13 protein-coding genes are annotated in these 15,623 nt (G+C 40.4%); 6 read left to right on the forward strand and 7 right to left on the reverse strand.

Annotated features, from left to right (window positions below; all coding sequences use genetic code 11):
* Window positions 1-361: 361 nt before the first annotated feature.
* The 5 genes from B3H30_RS07785 (at window position 362) to B3H30_RS07805 (ending at window position 9,160) form a co-directional block, all read left to right on the forward strand.
* The gene (locus B3H30_RS07785) at window positions 362-3,451 is read left to right on the forward strand and encodes a SusC/RagA family TonB-linked outer membrane protein (RefSeq protein ID WP_286774702.1); all 3,090 of its coding nucleotides are present in this window, start codon (window positions 362-364) and stop codon (window positions 3,449-3,451) included.
* 23 nt (window positions 3,452-3,474) lie between these two features.
* Window positions 3,475-5,196, forward strand: coding sequence for a RagB/SusD family nutrient uptake outer membrane protein (locus B3H30_RS07790; RefSeq protein WP_286777014.1), 1,722 nt, complete (start codon window positions 3,475-3,477; stop codon window positions 5,194-5,196).
* A 169-nt stretch (window positions 5,197-5,365) separates the two neighbouring features.
* On the forward strand, window positions 5,366-6,667 hold the full coding sequence (gene der / locus B3H30_RS07795; RefSeq protein ID WP_070569188.1) for a ribosome biogenesis GTPase Der: 1,302 nt from the start codon (window positions 5,366-5,368) through the stop codon (window positions 6,665-6,667).
* Between the two features lie 21 nt (window positions 6,668-6,688).
* Window positions 6,689-8,155 (forward strand): cysteine--tRNA ligase, encoded by a 1,467-nt coding sequence (gene cysS, locus B3H30_RS07800; protein WP_075994298.1) that lies wholly within the window; start codon window positions 6,689-6,691, stop codon window positions 8,153-8,155.
* Window positions 8,156-8,275: 120 nt separating this feature from the next.
* On the forward strand, window positions 8,276-9,160 hold the full coding sequence (locus tag B3H30_RS07805) for a DUF4440 domain-containing protein (protein ID WP_286767730.1): 885 nt from the start codon (window positions 8,276-8,278) through the stop codon (window positions 9,158-9,160).
* Between the two features lie 77 nt (window positions 9,161-9,237).
* Here the strand turns inward: B3H30_RS07805 and B3H30_RS07810 are convergent, their stop codons facing one another.
* Window positions 9,238-10,587 carry a peptidylprolyl isomerase gene (locus B3H30_RS07810; RefSeq protein WP_075994297.1) on the reverse strand — a complete coding sequence of 450 codons (1,350 nt, stop codon included), beginning with the start codon at window positions 10,585-10,587 and terminating at the stop codon, window positions 9,238-9,240.
* Window positions 10,588-11,069: 482 nt separating this feature from the next.
* Here B3H30_RS07810 and B3H30_RS07815 point away from each other — a divergent pair, with 482 nt between their 5' ends.
* Complete coding sequence (locus B3H30_RS07815) at window positions 11,070-12,161, forward strand: lactonase family protein (protein WP_075994296.1); 1,092 nt, start codon at window positions 11,070-11,072, stop codon at window positions 12,159-12,161.
* Between the two features lie 61 nt (window positions 12,162-12,222).
* On the opposite strand, the gene mnhG is transcribed toward B3H30_RS07815, so the two are convergent.
* Genes mnhG through B3H30_RS07845 form a run of 6 tightly spaced genes read right to left on the reverse strand, consistent with a single transcriptional unit; the run spans window position 12,223 to window position 15,596 of the window.
* Window positions 12,223-12,573 (reverse strand): monovalent cation/H(+) antiporter subunit G, encoded by a 351-nt coding sequence (gene mnhG / locus B3H30_RS07820; protein WP_046671613.1) that lies wholly within the window; start codon window positions 12,571-12,573, stop codon window positions 12,223-12,225.
* Complete coding sequence (locus B3H30_RS07825) at window positions 12,566-12,841, reverse strand: monovalent cation/H+ antiporter complex subunit F (RefSeq protein ID WP_046671612.1); 276 nt, start codon at window positions 12,839-12,841, stop codon at window positions 12,566-12,568. The genes mnhG and B3H30_RS07825 overlap by 8 nt, the downstream gene beginning before the upstream one ends.
* A complete protein-coding gene (locus B3H30_RS07830) occupies window positions 12,838-13,314 on the reverse strand; it encodes a Na+/H+ antiporter subunit E (RefSeq protein WP_046671611.1) in 477 nt (158 codons plus the stop codon). The genes B3H30_RS07825 and B3H30_RS07830 overlap by 4 nt, the downstream gene beginning before the upstream one ends.
* Before the next feature lies 1 nt (window position 13,315).
* Entirely contained in the window at window positions 13,316-14,824 is a 1,509-nt protein-coding gene (locus B3H30_RS07835) for a proton-conducting transporter membrane subunit (protein ID WP_088163048.1), read from the reverse strand.
* The gene (locus tag B3H30_RS07840) at window positions 14,821-15,177 is read right to left on the reverse strand and encodes a Na+/H+ antiporter subunit C (protein WP_046671609.1); all 357 of its coding nucleotides are present in this window, start codon (window positions 15,175-15,177) and stop codon (window positions 14,821-14,823) included. Before B3H30_RS07840 ends, B3H30_RS07835 begins: the two co-directional genes overlap by 4 nt.
* Window positions 15,177-15,596, reverse strand: coding sequence for a Na+/H+ antiporter subunit B (locus B3H30_RS07845; RefSeq protein WP_075994294.1), 420 nt, complete (start codon window positions 15,594-15,596; stop codon window positions 15,177-15,179). The genes B3H30_RS07840 and B3H30_RS07845 overlap by 1 nt, the downstream gene beginning before the upstream one ends.
* Window positions 15,597-15,623: the final 27 nt, after the last annotated feature.

The following is a 15,623-nucleotide window of genomic DNA, read 5'->3' on the forward strand; positions in this document are numbered from 1 at the left end:
GGTCCCCGCTACTAAAAGAAAAAAGCCGAGGTGAATATCTTGGCTTTTTTTTGTATCCTAAATCACGCTATAATACCACCTGTCTTTCAGGATTATCTTTTTCCTGCTCGTCTAAATTTCTCATTGTCGACTGTCCTGAGGTTGTTAAAAAACTGTCTTTTGCTGTTAGTTAATCGCTCTAATTTTTTGATAGTGGATTGTACTGTAAAATGTGTGTTTATGCAATCGTTTGTTTAATTGGCGCAATCGATTTCGTTGCTGCTAAATTTTGATATACTGTCATCATCTTTTAGTTTTAGCATTCATGTACCTAAATTTTGATTAGCACGCTAATCAATTTTTAAACTAACTATTAAATATTATGATTTCAAAGATTCTCGACAATCACAAGTTGAGTCTGTTATCATTAGCTTTACTCATTACAAGTACACACAACTCGGCTAATGCTAATGGTCTTACGTTTCCAAACAACAATATTTTGTTGAATGACGCGGTTTATCAACAAAAAGTGAATGGAAAAGTGCAGTCAACAGACGGCCCATTGGCTGGTGCAACCATTAGTGTTAAGGGGAGCGCTAAATCGACATCGGCAGGAGTAGATGGACGGTTTACCATAGATGCTAAAAATGGTGATGTACTGGTCGTTACAAGTGTTGGTTATAAAACACAGGAAGTGACGGTGACAGGACCGGTTGTTAACATCAATCTGGAGTCCAATAGTGAAGCACTTCAGGAAGTTGTTGTCGTTGGGTATGGAACACAACAGAAAAAAGAAAGTTTAACTGGTGCCCTTCAGGCTGTTAAGGGAAACAAATTACGTGATGTCACTACGCCATCGGTTGAGAATATGCTGAATGGTAAGGCTGCCGGTGTATATGTTGCACCAGGGGCTGGTAAACCGGGGTCAAATGGTGGTGTTGTGATTCGTGGTCAGGCAACCCTAAGCGGTACGACGAGTCCGTTGTGGGTTATTGATGGTGTTATCGTCGGCTCAAGCCCAGGTGATATCAATCCAGATGACATTGAATCATTGACTATCCTAAAAGATGCTGCCTCAACATCTATTTATGGTTCTCAGGGTGCAAATGGTGTTGTTGTCGTTACAACAAAAAATCCTTCGGCTTCCAAAACAAGCATTAGCTTTTCTACAAAAATGGGTATCAACCAACTTTCCAATGGACACATGGAAATGATGGACGGGGCTGAACTTTATGACTACTTTGCTTCATTTTCGAATCCCGCTGATATCAAATTCCCACGTTGGAATTCGGACTTGCGCAATAGCAATTTTGATTGGTGGAAGCTGGCAACGAAGACCGGATTTGTCCAAAACCACAATTTATCCATTCAGGGAGGAGATGATAAATTACAGTCTTATTTGTCTTTAGGGTACTACAACGAAGCCGGTGCTGTAAAAGGGTATGATTACGATCGTTATAACTTTAGATTACGTACCAACTATAAGCCTTTTGACTGGTTGACCATCAAGCCATCTATTGCCGGTTCGAGACGTGCGGTAGATGATCGTCAATATGATGTCAATGCCATGTATGGAAACCTACCTTGGGATAGTCCATACGATGCAAATGGAAATTTAGTGCCACACCGTTATAGTGGCTGGGTCAATAATGCAAGCACGAATTACTTGTATGACTTGCAATGGAATCATAGTGCCAATACCAATTATGAATTTATGGGTAACTTAGATTTCGATGTCAAATTAACGGATTGGTTGACCTTCTCTTCTGTCAACAATTATCGCTACAATACGTATTCTGACAGTGGTTATCAAGATCCGCGATCAAACAGTGGTGAAAGTGTAATTGGGCGTGTGACGGATTACCGCATGGAGTTTGCGCGTCGTTATACCAACCAAATCTTGCGTTTCAACAAGACCTGGGATAAACATAGCCTGAATGGATTGGCTGCATACGAATTTAACGACTACTGGACAAAAACTTTAGATGCTTACGGAACGGGTATTGTAAATGGTTTCGAGGTATTGGATGTTGTTGCAAAGCCAGAACGTACGAAAGGCGGAATTTCCGAATGGGCAGTACAGTCATTCTTGTCGAATGCAAACTATGCATACGATAATAAATATCTGGCACAGGTGTCTTTCCGTCGTGATGGAGCATCCAATTTTGGTACCAATGCAAAATATGGAAACTTCTTTTCCGTTAGTGGTGGCTGGAATATCAATAAAGAAGAGTGGTTCAAGGCTGATTGGGTAGATAATTTGAAACTGCGGGCGGCTTATGGATCGGTAGGTAATAGACCGAGCTCATTATATCCACAATATAGCCTTTATTCGGTATCAGCATCATCAAGCTATAATGGAATACCAGGGGCATTAATTAGCCAAATCGGTAATAAAGATCTGACTTGGGAAAAAACATACACAACAGGATTTGGTGTGGATGCAGCCTTATTTAAGAATAGGCTAAGACTTAATGTTGATTATTACGATAAGAAGACTGATAATGTGCTTTATCAAGTGCCGATCAGTGGTCTGACAGGTGTCACTTCTATCTGGAAAAATATTGGTAAGATGCAAAACCGGGGTATTGAATTGACCATCGGTGGTGATATCGTTCGCAATGACAATGTACATTGGAGTTTGGATGTTAATTTAAGTCACAATGTGAATAAATTGACGGAGCTATTTGAGACAAAAGATGCCAATGGTAATCTTGTTTCGAAACCAATTATCGCAGGGGACGGATCAGGGATAGCTGGATCGGCGCAACGTTTGCTTCAACCTGGTTATCCGGTAGATACCTATTATCTAAAAGAATGGGCTGGTGTCAACGTTGATAATGGTTTGCCGATGTGGTACAGATACGAGACAGATGCCAATGGCAATGAAACGAGGACTACAACGTCGAACTATTCCAATGCAACTTTCCGTAATGCAGGAAAAGGAAATGCAGATCTCTTTGGCGGTTTCAGTACAGCCTTAAGTTATAAGCAGTTCGATCTAAATGCCGTGTTCGGGTTCTCTTTGGGCGGTAAGTTGTATAATTATTCGCGCCAAGAATTTGACTCGGATGGAACTTATACCGATCGTAATCAGATGAAGTTACAGGATGGTTGGAGCCGCTGGGAAAAACCCGGTGATGTTGCTACTCATCCGATAGCAAGATACGATAACCAAGATAAAGGTAATTCACCGTCAACACGCTTCTTGGAAAGTAACAATTTCTTAAAAATGAGATCCTTGACTTTGGGTTACAACTTCGATTTGAAAAAGTATAACATCAAAAATTTACGTGTATTCTTAGCTGGAGAGAATTTGTTTACGATCACAAACTACTCGGGTGTTGATCCGGAGCTTCCATTGACTGAACCAGATGGTAAAGGCGGGGGTGGTCAAATGATCAGATCTACAGGCGTTTCTGTATATCCAATGGTTCGTAAATACATGTTCGGCGCAAGTGTGACATTTTAATTTTAACGTTTAGAAAATCAATAATGAAAAAGATATTAATCGGACTTTTGATCGCATCGGCAGTATCCTCCTGCGATATCGATCGTCTTCCTTATACTTCGATGGACGAAGAGAATATTGTGAGTAATCCTGATGCCATGGTAACAGGTACTTATGCGCAGTTAAAAGCTTGGTCCGACCCAATGCACCGTCTTGGTGAATACGCTGGTGATAATATGATGATCCGCGGGTCATCGACAGACGCGTTTTACGAATTTATCTCCTATGCGAGAACACCTAATAATTACCGTTTGCAGAACTTCTGGGATAGCGGTTATAAAGCTATCGCGCAATCTTCGAACGTCATTAAGATGTTTGCTGAAGGTCAAAGTGAAGAGATGGATAATAAGTTGGGTGAATGTTATTACATCCGTGGAATGATGTATTTTTACCTTTGCCGTGCGTTCGGGAAGCCTTATTACCAAAGTCCCGAGACAAACTTGGGTGTTCCAATTGTCAACGGTACACCTGAAGATGTATTCAATGATTTGAACTTGCCAGACCGTGCGTCTGTAAAAGATACTTATGCGCAAGCGATCAGTGATCTGAAAAAAGCAGAAGCTTTATTGAAGATCGATAAGGGGGCAGTGTATGCTTCAAAGGGGGCGGCACAAGCAATGCTTTCCCGTATATACCTGTATATGAGCGGCACGTATAAAAATCCAAATGCAGAATATGCACGTCTTTCTGTAGAATACGCAGACAAGGTGATTAATTCAGGTAAATATGTCCTATTGGCTCGTGAGCAATTCATGAAATACAATACCTTTAGACCAGAAGATAACAAAGAGACGATCTTTGCGGTGAAACGTGTCGCTTCTGAATTTTCAGGTGATGATCACTATTATGGTATTGGTGGTATGTACTCCAATATCGGTGGTATGGGCTGGGGCGAGATGTATTCCAGTGCCAAGTACATAGATTTATTAAATGAAACAGGTCGCAATGACTGGAGACCTGATCATTATACGATTGTCGATGCACGTGCGGCCTTTATTGAACCTACTTATTCCAAAGATAAGACCGGCAAATACTCAACTGTGTTTCGATTTATCAAACAAGATGTACCCAAAAATGCAGGCGATCCGGTTACGCTAAGCTATGTACAGGCTCCTGCTACCATAAACGGGAATACCGTGACTTGTAAAGATGGTGATAATGTCTATACATTAACTGCTGTCAATGCTGCACAACAAACCTATAAAATTGCCTATGCAGATGGTAAAACATATACAGGTATGATTGATTACTATATTTCCTTGAACCGGGCTTATCCACAATTTTATATTGTGAAATGCTCACGTGAAGGTGAGGAGTCTCAACTGCACTCCCCTGTAATCAGCCGCTTGGGTGAAATTTATTTAAACCGCGCAGAGGCTAATGCAAAATTAGGTAATTATGGTGCAGCGCTAAATGATTTAAATACCATCAGAAATCGATCTATTGTCAATGGTGGATATACTTCAATTGATGCGGCCAGTGCAAGCAAACTGATTAACAAAGAGCGTCAGTTGGAATTGGCTTATCAGGCTGAACGCAGCTACGATGTGTTCCGTAACGGAGACCCGTTAAACCGTACATATCCGGGGCCACAGAAACAATTTGAAGATATTCTACCAACAGATTTTAGAGTAACTTATTTTATTCCTCAGGATGCGATCAATTCATATCCGGGCAAATTGACTCAGAATCCAACGTCTAACTAGGCGAATATTGATAATTTAAACCCTATAAATGGCTTTACTTCACGGTAAAGCCATTTTTGTTTTTGTGTCGCGATAATCCCTTTCGAATCCGTATCTTTGTTCCCTTAAGTATATTTTTAGCATAAAAGTGCCGCCTGCTGTGATAGTGGGTGGATCAAATAAAATAAATATGGCAAATATTGTTGCAATTGTTGGTCGTCCAAATGTTGGTAAATCTACCTTATTCAATCGTCTTACAGAAAGTAGAAAAGCGATTGTTGATGACTTTAGCGGGGTGACGCGCGACCGTCATTATGAAACAGCCGAGTGGATCGGAAAGAAATTTACAGTAATTGATACAGGTGGTTTTGTACATGGTTCGGATGATGTCTTTGAAGAGGCTATTCGCGATCAGGTTTATATCGCTATTGAAGAAGCTTCAGTCGTTATATTCATGGTGGATGTCACAACTGGTATTACCGACTTGGATGACGAAATCGCTGATATTCTGAGAAGAAGCTCCAAACCTGTGTATGTAGTGGCCAATAAAGTCGATCACGCGAAATTGCATCATGAATCGGCAGAATTTTATGCCTTTGGTTTAGGAGAGGTCTTCAATATCTCGTCAGCTACAGGATCGGGTACAGGTGAACTGTTGGATGCTGTGGTTTCTCATTTCGAAGTGGAGGAGGAAGAAGAAGAATCCTTACCTAAATATACCATCGTAGGCCGCCCGAATGTAGGTAAATCTTCTTTGACAAATGCTTTGATCGGTAAAGATCGCAACATTGTAACGCCAATGGCAGGGACAACACGTGATTCAATCCGTATACATTACAATCAATATGGACATAACTTTTTATTGATCGATACTGCAGGTCTTCGTCGTAAGTCCAAAGTAAATGAAGATATTGAGTTTTATTCGGTGATGCGTACCATCAAAGCCTTGGAAGATTCTGATGTGACGATTTTAATGTTGGATGCACAGGATGGATTAGAAGCGCAGGATGTTAATATTTTCAACCTGGCAGAGAAGAACCGTAAAGGTATCGTAATTGTTGTCAATAAGTGGGATTTGATCGAAAAGGACAACAAAACAATGAAGGCTTTTGAAGATCGCATCAAAGAGAAAATAGCACCATTTACAGATGTGCCTATTATCTTTACTTCCGTAACTGAAAAACAACGTGTTCTTAAGGTGTTGGAAGTTGCCGACAAGGTATATGCCAACAAAACCAAAAAGATCCCTACTTCCAAATTGAATGAAGTGATGTTGGATATTATCGAGAATTATCCACCGCCATCCTTAAAGGGTAAATATATCAAAATTAAATATGCAACACAGTTGCCAGGACGGACACCGATGTTTGCATTCTTCTGTAATCTGCCACAATACATCAAAGATCCGTACAAACGTTTTATTGAAAACAAATTGCGTGAGAACTTTGACTTTACAGGTGTGCCAATTCAAATATATTTCAGACAAAAATAGATTTCCAAGCAGCGATTAAACATGGACCATAATCTCTATTTATACAATACGCTTTCGCGAACAAAAGAAAAATTCGAACCTATTCATCCCAATCTTGTTGGTATGTATGTATGTGGGCCCACAGTCTACAGTGATGTGCATTTGGGGAACTGTCGGACGTTTGTGTCTTTTGATTTGATTTTTAGATACTTGCGTCACCTTGGTTATAAAGTGCGTTATGTACGCAATATTACCGATGCGGGGCACTTGGAAGGCGATCGTGATGAAGGGGATGATAAATTTGCAAAAAAAGCAAAATTGGAACAATTGGAACCGATGGAAATTGTTCAAAAGTATACGATAGGTTTTCATGACGTATTGCGTCTTTTCAATACGTTGCCGCCCAGTATTGAGCCTACTGCGACAGGACATATTTCCGAGCAGATTGAAATGATCGAACAGATTATGGAGAATGGCTATGCCTATGAGCGCAACGGTACAGTCTATTTTGATGTTGAAAAATACGTTGAAACATACGATTATACGATATTGACCAATCGTAAATTGGAGGATATGCTCAATAATACCCGTGAATTGAGCGGTCAGGATGAGAAAAAGGGACGTTTGGATTTTGCCTTATGGATCAAAGCAAAACCTGAAACGATTATGCGTTGGCCTGCACCTTGGAGTGTTGGCTTCCCAGGTTGGCATATTGAATGTTCGGCCATGAGCAGAAAGTACTTAGGTGATCAGTTTGATATTCATGGCGGTGGAATGGATTTGGCAGCTACACATCATACCAATGAAATTGCACAATCAGAAGCATGTAACCATACGAGCCCTGCCAAATATTGGATGCACACGAATATGTTGACTGTAAATGGTGCGCGTATGTCCAAATCTGCCGGAAATGGATTTTTACCGGGCGAACTATTTACTGGAAATCATCCCTTATTGAATAGAGGTTATTCGCCGATGGCCGTACGATTCTTTATGTTGCAGGCACATTATAGAAGTACGCTGGATTTCTCCAATGAGGCTTTGGATGCGGCCGACAAAGGGTATAAAAGACTCATGACTGCGATCAGTCTTTTAGACAAATTGAAGGTGTCGAAAGGTGCTGATTCATTCAATTTAGCTGAAATCCGCCGCAAGTGTTACGCAGCTATGGATGACGATTTTAATAGTCCTGTACTCATTGCCGAATTGTTTGAAATAGTACGTATCATCAACTCGATTTATGATGGTAAAGCGAAAGTAACAGCTGAGGGATTGGAAGGTCTTCAAGTATTCATGAAAGAATTTGTTGAGGATATCCTAGGGCTTAGAAACGATCAGACTTCAGCATCCGATGATATCGATGACGTCATGAATCTGGTCATTAAACTACGTAATGAAGCCAAAGCAAATAAAGACTTCGTCACCTCTGACCGTATTCGTGATGAGCTTAATTCTATTGGAATTCAATTGAAAGATAGCAAAGAAGGAACACTTTGGAATAAGATTTGATAGATAAGAAATCGAATTTATAAAAGAGGAATAAAATGGAATATTCCTATTGGGAAAACACATTATCGTGGAAACCAATGGATATTCCATGTAATCTTTAAAAGAAAGATCAATTTGCATATGAATTTTTGGAATAGGCTATCCGTCGTCGCATTCATGAGTGTTGCTGGTACAACACTTTATGCGCAGATACCTGAGAAAGTTGGAAGCCTATTGCAGGCCGATAAGGATGCTGCTGCACTGGCTAAAGCCTCTACACCGCATCAAGCGTTTCTTTCGATCATTGATAAGGAATCTACGTTTTATGTCCCATCGGCAGTAAATGCTTATAACTATCTTAATAATAGACCAAATATTCCCGATGTTTTAAATTGGCAACCTACGTTTGCGTTGATTGCTAAAAGTCAGGAATTTGGTGTGACTTCGGGGTCTATGGACTTTCAGAAAGTAGGTGCAAGATTGCGTCATGGAGAATACTTGACTGTCTGGAAACGCAACAAAAAGGGTAAGTGGCTGGTCGATATTCGGGCCGAAGTTGAAAACAACGGAAAGGATGGGGAATTTGATCTTGAATATATCGAACCTACCGATTCGTGGTATCTGAAGCATCGCTCTAAAGTGCGATTGAATCAGCGTGAAGATATTGTCCTGGAAACAGACAAATTGATGTCAACAGTTCTGAAGGCCGACAACCCAACCGCATATAAGGAGTTTTTAAGCGAGGATGTCCGCTTTTTGTTCCCTTGGACCAGTCCGATGGAAGGAAAGGCCACAATGATGGATTATCTCAAAAAACAGCGGATGACGATAGAAACAGTCCCGGAAGAAGTAAAACGTTCGTATAGTGGCGATTTTGCCTATACAAAAGGAACTGCAACGGTACGACAAAAGGATAAGGTGGTGAAGTATAATTATATTCGTATCTGGCAACTGAGCGAATTGGCGAAGGATGATGTGAAGAAAGCGAACTGGAATATTCTGATCGAGATGATGTTTGAGAAATAGCATGACGATTGCCAAATAAAAAAAGGGCTTGAATATATACTATTCAAGCCCTTTTTTATAGGATAAGTGTTGTACACTTATTGTTTTTTCCATTTTTTCAATTCATCGCATGAACCAAACTCGTCACTGATATTGATAAATGTTGTTTTCGATTTATCATCGAACCATTTACTTAGATTGCGATTGATTTTATCTTGTCTGGCAGCCTCTTTGATTTTGGTGAAATCCTCGTCCAAATTTGCTTTGTGCGGCGGAATACGTGTTTTCAAGTAATTGAAACGGTAGCCAACATCGCCCATTTTGTCTGTAAATTGCTCTGGTTTGGAGTATTCTCCTGGTTTTAGGGGATCGATTGCTGTAAATACTGATTTTTCCAAGCCATCCATAGGAATTACGGTTGTGCGGCTTGAGCCTTCTTGATTTAGGATCATACCCCCATTGAATTTGCTTTCTTCTGCATCCGAATAATTTGTAGCAGCGTGATAGAAATCCATTTTTTTGTCAACAACCAGTTTATAGATACTGTCCAATTTATTTTTCGTTCTTTCCAACGCAGCAGTACCAGGATTGATCTTCATCAGGATATGGCGTGTATGCACCTCTTCGCCCCGTCGTTCGAGTACCTGAATAATATGAAAGCCAAATTTGGATTCTACAATTGGAGAAATTTCTCCCGGTTTTAATTTAAAAGCCATCGCGGAGAATTCCTTTACGTAGTTGTCACGTGTGCCGAAACCTAAATCACCACCATAAGGGGCAGATCCGGGATCTTGCGAGTATATACGAGCCATTGTACCAAAGTCTGAGCCATCTACAATCTGCTTGCGGATACCTTCAATCTTATCTCGCTGCTCTTTTTTTTCTGCATCTGTCAATTTGGGCATCATCACAATCTCACCGATTTCTACCTCGGTATTGAAGTAAGGCAGACTGTCTTTATTCAAGCCTTCAAAATAACGCTTTACTTCCAATGGTGTTACGTCTACTTTTTGAACAATGTTTTGCTGCATTTTGTTAGCTTTCAATTGCTCAAAAACACTTGAACGCATTTCTTCTTTGTATTGCAATAAAGAGCGGTTGAGGAATTTTTCAAGACGTTCTTGCCCTCCTGCCTGTTGTGACATATGACGTAGGCGGGAGTTAAGGTTATCGTCAACTTCGGTTTCCGTTACATCTATAGAGTCAATTACTGCCTGTTGGGAAAGCAGCTTCTGAATGATTAACTGCTCAAGGACGCCGCATTTAAAATTTTCATTAGGTTTATTCCCTTGCGCTAACCATTGAGAATATTGCATATCCACGTCGGACTGTAAGATAATGCCCGATCCAACCGTTGCTACAACGCGATCAATAACTTGACGTTGCGCAAGACTGGCCTGAATTGATGCAAACAGCAATAAAAACAATATATAAATGTTTTTTTTCATCCGTATAAATTATTTATGATATTTATGAGTGATCTTCATTTGTATAAATGAATTCGTTTCACTCGGTTATTTGTTCATCATTTATTTTTTTGTCACAAGCATTCACGCTGCCTTCGGCGGTATACGTAGTAATTGTGTTCAATATATACTTTTTTGAACAACAGCACAAAATTATCAGATTATATGAATTATTCGTACTTTTATTTAACAATATTTTTGTATTCCCAATATTTTAAATGGGCGATTTTAGAATTGTTAAAATTGATGTGCTAAAATACGCATTTGCCTATTAGAAAGGACGGTTTTAACCAAATTTAACAAGTCTATTGACGATATTTACGCCTATAAAATAGCGGGGTTTTTAGATCCTCACACGGAGGATGAATGGGTGAATTTAAGTAGGGGCCCGTATAATTTAGAAACAAACTTGATGTAACGGTCTCATTCAACAAATGAGTAGCTACATTTATAAAATAATTTCAATGAAAAAAGCATTTATTTATTTGATGACAATTTTACCTCTTGCTAGTTTTGCGCAACAGATTCCCATGTTTGTGGGCACATATACGAGCAAAACCGCGAGCAAGGGCATCTATATTTATAATTTTGATGTTAAAACTGGTGAAACAACCTTGTCGAGCACGCAAGAAAGTAAAGATCCATCCTTTTTAGCGCGAAATAATAACTTTATTTATGCCGTTAATGAGGTTCCAAATCAAGAGGGGACTGTTTCTGCCTATTCTTTTAAGGACGGTCATTTAACTTTTCTAAACTCACTTCCTTCCGGAGGGGAGTCGCCTTGTTTTGTTGAAGTACATCCTAAGGGTAGCTTGCTCGCTGTAGCAAATTATACAGGCGGCTCTGCAGCGCTGTTTGATTTAGAAAGTAATGGTGTTTTGAGCAAAAGAGCACGATTAATACAACACGAGGGTAAGGGAGTGGACCCCGTTCGCCAAGAAAAGCCACACGTACATTCTACTTTTTTCTCCAATAAAGGGGATAAGTTGTACGTCCAAGATCTTGGTTTGGATGAGATTTCTATTTATCCGGTGAATAAAACTGGAAATGCCTATAGTCTTGCTGATGAATCAGAAGATATCTTTACGCCTGCTGGTGGCGGTCCTAGACATATTGTATTTGATAAGAAAGAGAAATTCCTGTATGTCGTATTGGAAATGACCGGTCAAATTGCATCGTATAAGAAAGATGGCGATGCATGGATGTATCAAAGTACTTTTGATATTAACCCCGAAGGTTTTAAAGGAAGTAACGGCGGTGCTGACATGAAGATCTCTGCTGATGGAAAATTCCTGTATGCGACCAACCGTGGCGATGCCAATACGATAGCTACTTTTTCGGTAGAAAAGGATGGAGAATTGAAGAAAATAGCGAATCTTTCAGTAAAAGGTAAAGGTCCGCGTAATTTCAACCTTTCTCCGGATGGGAAATATCTTTTGGTCGCCAATCAATATACCAACAACATTGTTTTGTTTAGTCGGGATGCTAAAACGGGTTTGTTGACAGATACTGGAAAAGAAATTGCTGTACCAGCACCAGTTTGCATTATCTTCTAATCCAGAAAAGAAGTTCGAATAAGAAAAGAAGATTTTTAGGAAAAACCGTATGCGTTTTTTCTTAAAAATCTTCTTTTCTACAATCTAATTTACCTTCCTTTTCAAGGTCATTTAAGGTGGTTCCCTTCCATGTTTTTACCCGCTGTATATAGGCAGCCCTTCCAATCATGTGTGCTGCAACCGGAGCCGTTAGGATCAGAAAAAATCCAATAGCTATAGCCTTGGTCGTTACGGATACATCCGGGAATGTCATTGCCGCACAGATAAGTAAAAGTCCCACACCCAGCGTTGCCGCCTTTACCGTAACCGAAAGACGCAAATAAAAATCGGGCATCCGCAAGATGCCAATAGACGCAAATAGTATGGCCAAGGCCCCGATGGTACTGAGAATGGCTAAAGTAATATCAATCATCTTTGCTTTGTTTTTCTAAATAAAATGAAAATGCGATCGTACCAAGAAATGCGATAAGCGCCAAGATCATGGCAATGTCTAAAAACACTTCCTGCGAAGTTCGTATACTATAAACGGTAATAATGCCAATTCCGATGGTGATAATGAGATCTAGGGCAATAACACGATCAAATATCTGGGGTCCTTTATACAGACGAATAAAAGCCAGTATGACTGAGATAGTCAAGATCGGAAGGATCACATAATCAAAATAGCTATTTAAAGTCATCTTAAGAGTTCTAAAAGTCTTCGTTCAACATTATTTTTAAGGGTAGAAACAAACTGTTCCTTGCTTTTCATGTACATGACGTGAATAAAGAGCGTTTTTTTATCTTCACTTACGTCGAGGATGAGTGTGCCGGGTGTCAACGAGATAAAGGTTGAAAGCAGGTTAATTTCCAAATCGGTTTTTGCATCCATGGGATACTTGACAATCGCAGGTTTGATAAAAAACTTGGGGGTTATCACGTCGTAGGCAACCTGCACATTGGCAACAATCATTTCCCACAGGAAAAAAAGAATAAAACTCAATGTTTTGGGGACCCGATAAAAGTAGCGTTGGTCCACCTCATTCCTGTTCATAAGCCAGAGGATACCGAATCCCAACATAAAGCCGAAAAGGAAGTTGGTGTAATACATCGATCCCGTCAATGCGACCCAGATAAAGGATAGCATGAGGTTCATTAAAAACTGTTTGATCATATCATTTCTGCCCTCCTAATACAGCGTTTATGTAAGGTGATGTGTCCAATAATTGTGTAGCGATCTGATCCGCGACATGGATAATCGCTTCGGCGTTGAGTCCGATATACAGGGATGCAGATGCCAAAATAACAACAGGGAGTATGAGCATTGTTCTTTTATAGCCGATCATACCCGCAAATTTGTCCTCAATGATTTCCGGATCAGGTGCATCTTTCCAGAATACCTGCGCCCACATTTTGGCGATGACAAACAAGGTGATAAAGCTGCCAATAATCAGGGCTCCCGCGAAAGCATACTTCTCTAAGTGGAAGGCATCTTTGAATAGATAGATTTTAGGCCAGAATCCCGAGAGAGGCGGGATGCCCACCAGTGAAAAAAGAACAATGGCAAAAAGTAATGAAATCTTTGGGTATTGGGCATAAAGTCCGCCCAGTTTAGTCATATCCATGGTGCCGCGGAGTTGCCGTATAACACCGGCTATGAGGAATAAATTCGTTTTGACCATGATATCATGGATCAGATAGAATACTGCCCCCAATAAAGCCCATTTGCTATATAAGCCCAGTCCGCCAATCATAAAACCAATATGACAAACGATCAAATAGGAAAACAACCTCCGGATATTGGTTTTGATCAATGCACCAAAAGCGCCCGTCAGAATTGTCAATATGGCTAGTACGATAAGGAGTTCCTTGGTAAAATGATTGGGAATAAATAGTAAGGAAAATACCCGGAACAAGGCGTAAATCCCAACCTTGGTCAATAAGCCCCCAAATGTCGCTGCTACGGCCGAAGGTGGCGTATGGTAAGAGGACGGTAACCAGAAATAGAGTGGAAATACAGCGGATTTAATCCCAAAACCGATCAGGAAAAATGTTGCTGTAATTTCTACTAAAGCCTGATTTTGTATTTTAGGAATACGGAGGGCCAGGTCGGCCATGTTTAACGAGCCTGAAATGCCATAAAGTATACCTATTCCTGTTAAGAAAAATGTGGAAGCCAGGATATTCATGGCCATATATTTTACGGCACCTTCCAATTGGGATTTTCTGCCCCCCAAAGTCATCAGCACAAAAGAGGAAATAATAATAACTTCAAACCATACATACAGATTGAAGATGTCACCGGTTAGAAAAGCCCCATTGAGCCCCATCATCAAAAAGTGAAAGATCGGGAAATAACCATAGAGTATGCGCTGGCGCCCCACACCGACACAGGAAAAGATAGAGACCGCCAGACCTGCGATAGAAGTGAGGAGAACAAGGGTACTGCTGAATAGATCGGCAACAAAAACGATCCCAAAAGGAGCTTTCCAATTGGCTGCATTCATGGTCAAAATACCGCCATCATAAACTTTGAAGAACAGTTTAAAGGCAAGAATGAGTGCGAGCAAGCTTCCGCCAACGCTCAGAAAACGTTGTGCAGTGGATTTGCGCCACAACATCAGTTGGACAATAGCAATAAATAAATGCACGATAATCGTGGCAATAATGTGGTTGTCTATCATATATCTTCTTCCTCAGGCGTGTTCAAATCATCCAGATCATCTGTACCCAGCAATGCATATACACGCTTGAGTAAAACGATGGCAAAGGAGGTTAGGCCAAAGCTGATCACGATGGCCGTTAAAATAAGTGCTTGCGGAATCGGGTCCGCATAAATATCTGTGAATACCTTCAGATCGGGTCCAATGATAGGTGGTTTACCTTTAATAATGTTTCCCAATAAGAAGATCAATATATTGGTACCATTGCCCAGTAACATAATCCCCAACAACAATTTCACCATGCTTCGACGCAAGATGAGGTATATTCCGGCAGCATAAAGGATGCCGATCAATAACACGAGTATCAGTTCCATTATTCTTCTTCAGTAGTTAAAGCAATTGTAAATAAAATCGTCAGGACGACACCTATGACAACAAAGTATACACCAAGGTCAAAAAATAAGGCGGTTCCTATCATCCCGATAACGGGGATTTTCTCTTCCAGCCAAAGCCCGGTCATGACGGGGTAGCCAAAAAATGCCGGTAAGAACATGCTTATGGCCGAAATCCCCAATCCTATGGGGATAAGTGACAAAGGTTTGTACTGAATCAGTTTCATGGTATTTTGAGGGCCAAAGGCAAAACTATGCAGCACAAAGGCAATCGAAGCAACCAAGCCGCCAACGAAACCTCCGCCGGGGTAATAATGCCCCCTGAGTAGAAGGAACACCGAGAAAAGTAAGAGTATCGGTAATAAATACCGCGTAGCGGTCTGTAATATTGTACTGTTCATTTGTTACTATTTAGCAAGGAGTTATTA

This window comes from Sphingobacterium sp. UBA7038, from assembly GCF_002494055.1.
Taxonomy (GTDB): Bacteria; Bacteroidota; Bacteroidia; order Sphingobacteriales; family Sphingobacteriaceae; genus Sphingobacterium; species Sphingobacterium multivorum.

What these genes read in the sequence shown, in the direction of transcription:
- B3H30_RS07785 (WP_286774702.1), top strand. Translation starts at nt 362, where the DNA reads ATGATTTCAAAGATTCTCGACAATCACAAGTTGAGTCTGTTATCATTA.
- B3H30_RS07790 (WP_286777014.1), top strand. Translation starts at nt 3,475, where the DNA reads ATGAAAAAGATATTAATCGGACTTTTGATCGCATCGGCAGTATCCTCC.
- der (WP_070569188.1), top strand. Translation starts at nt 5,366, where the DNA reads ATGGCAAATATTGTTGCAATTGTTGGTCGTCCAAATGTTGGTAAATCT.
- cysS (WP_075994298.1), top strand. Translation starts at nt 6,689, where the DNA reads ATGGACCATAATCTCTATTTATACAATACGCTTTCGCGAACAAAAGAA.
- B3H30_RS07805 (WP_286767730.1), top strand. Translation starts at nt 8,276, where the DNA reads ATGAATTTTTGGAATAGGCTATCCGTCGTCGCATTCATGAGTGTTGCT.
- B3H30_RS07810 (WP_075994297.1), bottom strand. Translation starts at nt 10,587, where the DNA reads ATGAAAAAAAACATTTATATATTGTTTTTATTGCTGTTTGCATCAATT.
- B3H30_RS07815 (WP_075994296.1), top strand. Translation starts at nt 11,070, where the DNA reads ATGAAAAAAGCATTTATTTATTTGATGACAATTTTACCTCTTGCTAGT.
- mnhG (WP_046671613.1), bottom strand. Translation starts at nt 12,573, where the DNA reads ATGATTGATATTACTTTAGCCATTCTCAGTACCATCGGGGCCTTGGCC.
- B3H30_RS07825 (WP_046671612.1), bottom strand. Translation starts at nt 12,841, where the DNA reads ATGACTTTAAATAGCTATTTTGATTATGTGATCCTTCCGATCTTGACT.
- B3H30_RS07830 (WP_046671611.1), bottom strand. Translation starts at nt 13,314, where the DNA reads ATGATCAAACAGTTTTTAATGAACCTCATGCTATCCTTTATCTGGGTC.
- B3H30_RS07835 (WP_088163048.1), bottom strand. Translation starts at nt 14,824, where the DNA reads ATGATAGACAACCACATTATTGCCACGATTATCGTGCATTTATTTATT.
- B3H30_RS07840 (WP_046671609.1), bottom strand. Translation starts at nt 15,177, where the DNA reads ATGGAACTGATACTCGTGTTATTGATCGGCATCCTTTATGCTGCCGGA.
- B3H30_RS07845 (WP_075994294.1), bottom strand. Translation starts at nt 15,596, where the DNA reads ATGAACAGTACAATATTACAGACCGCTACGCGGTATTTATTACCGATA.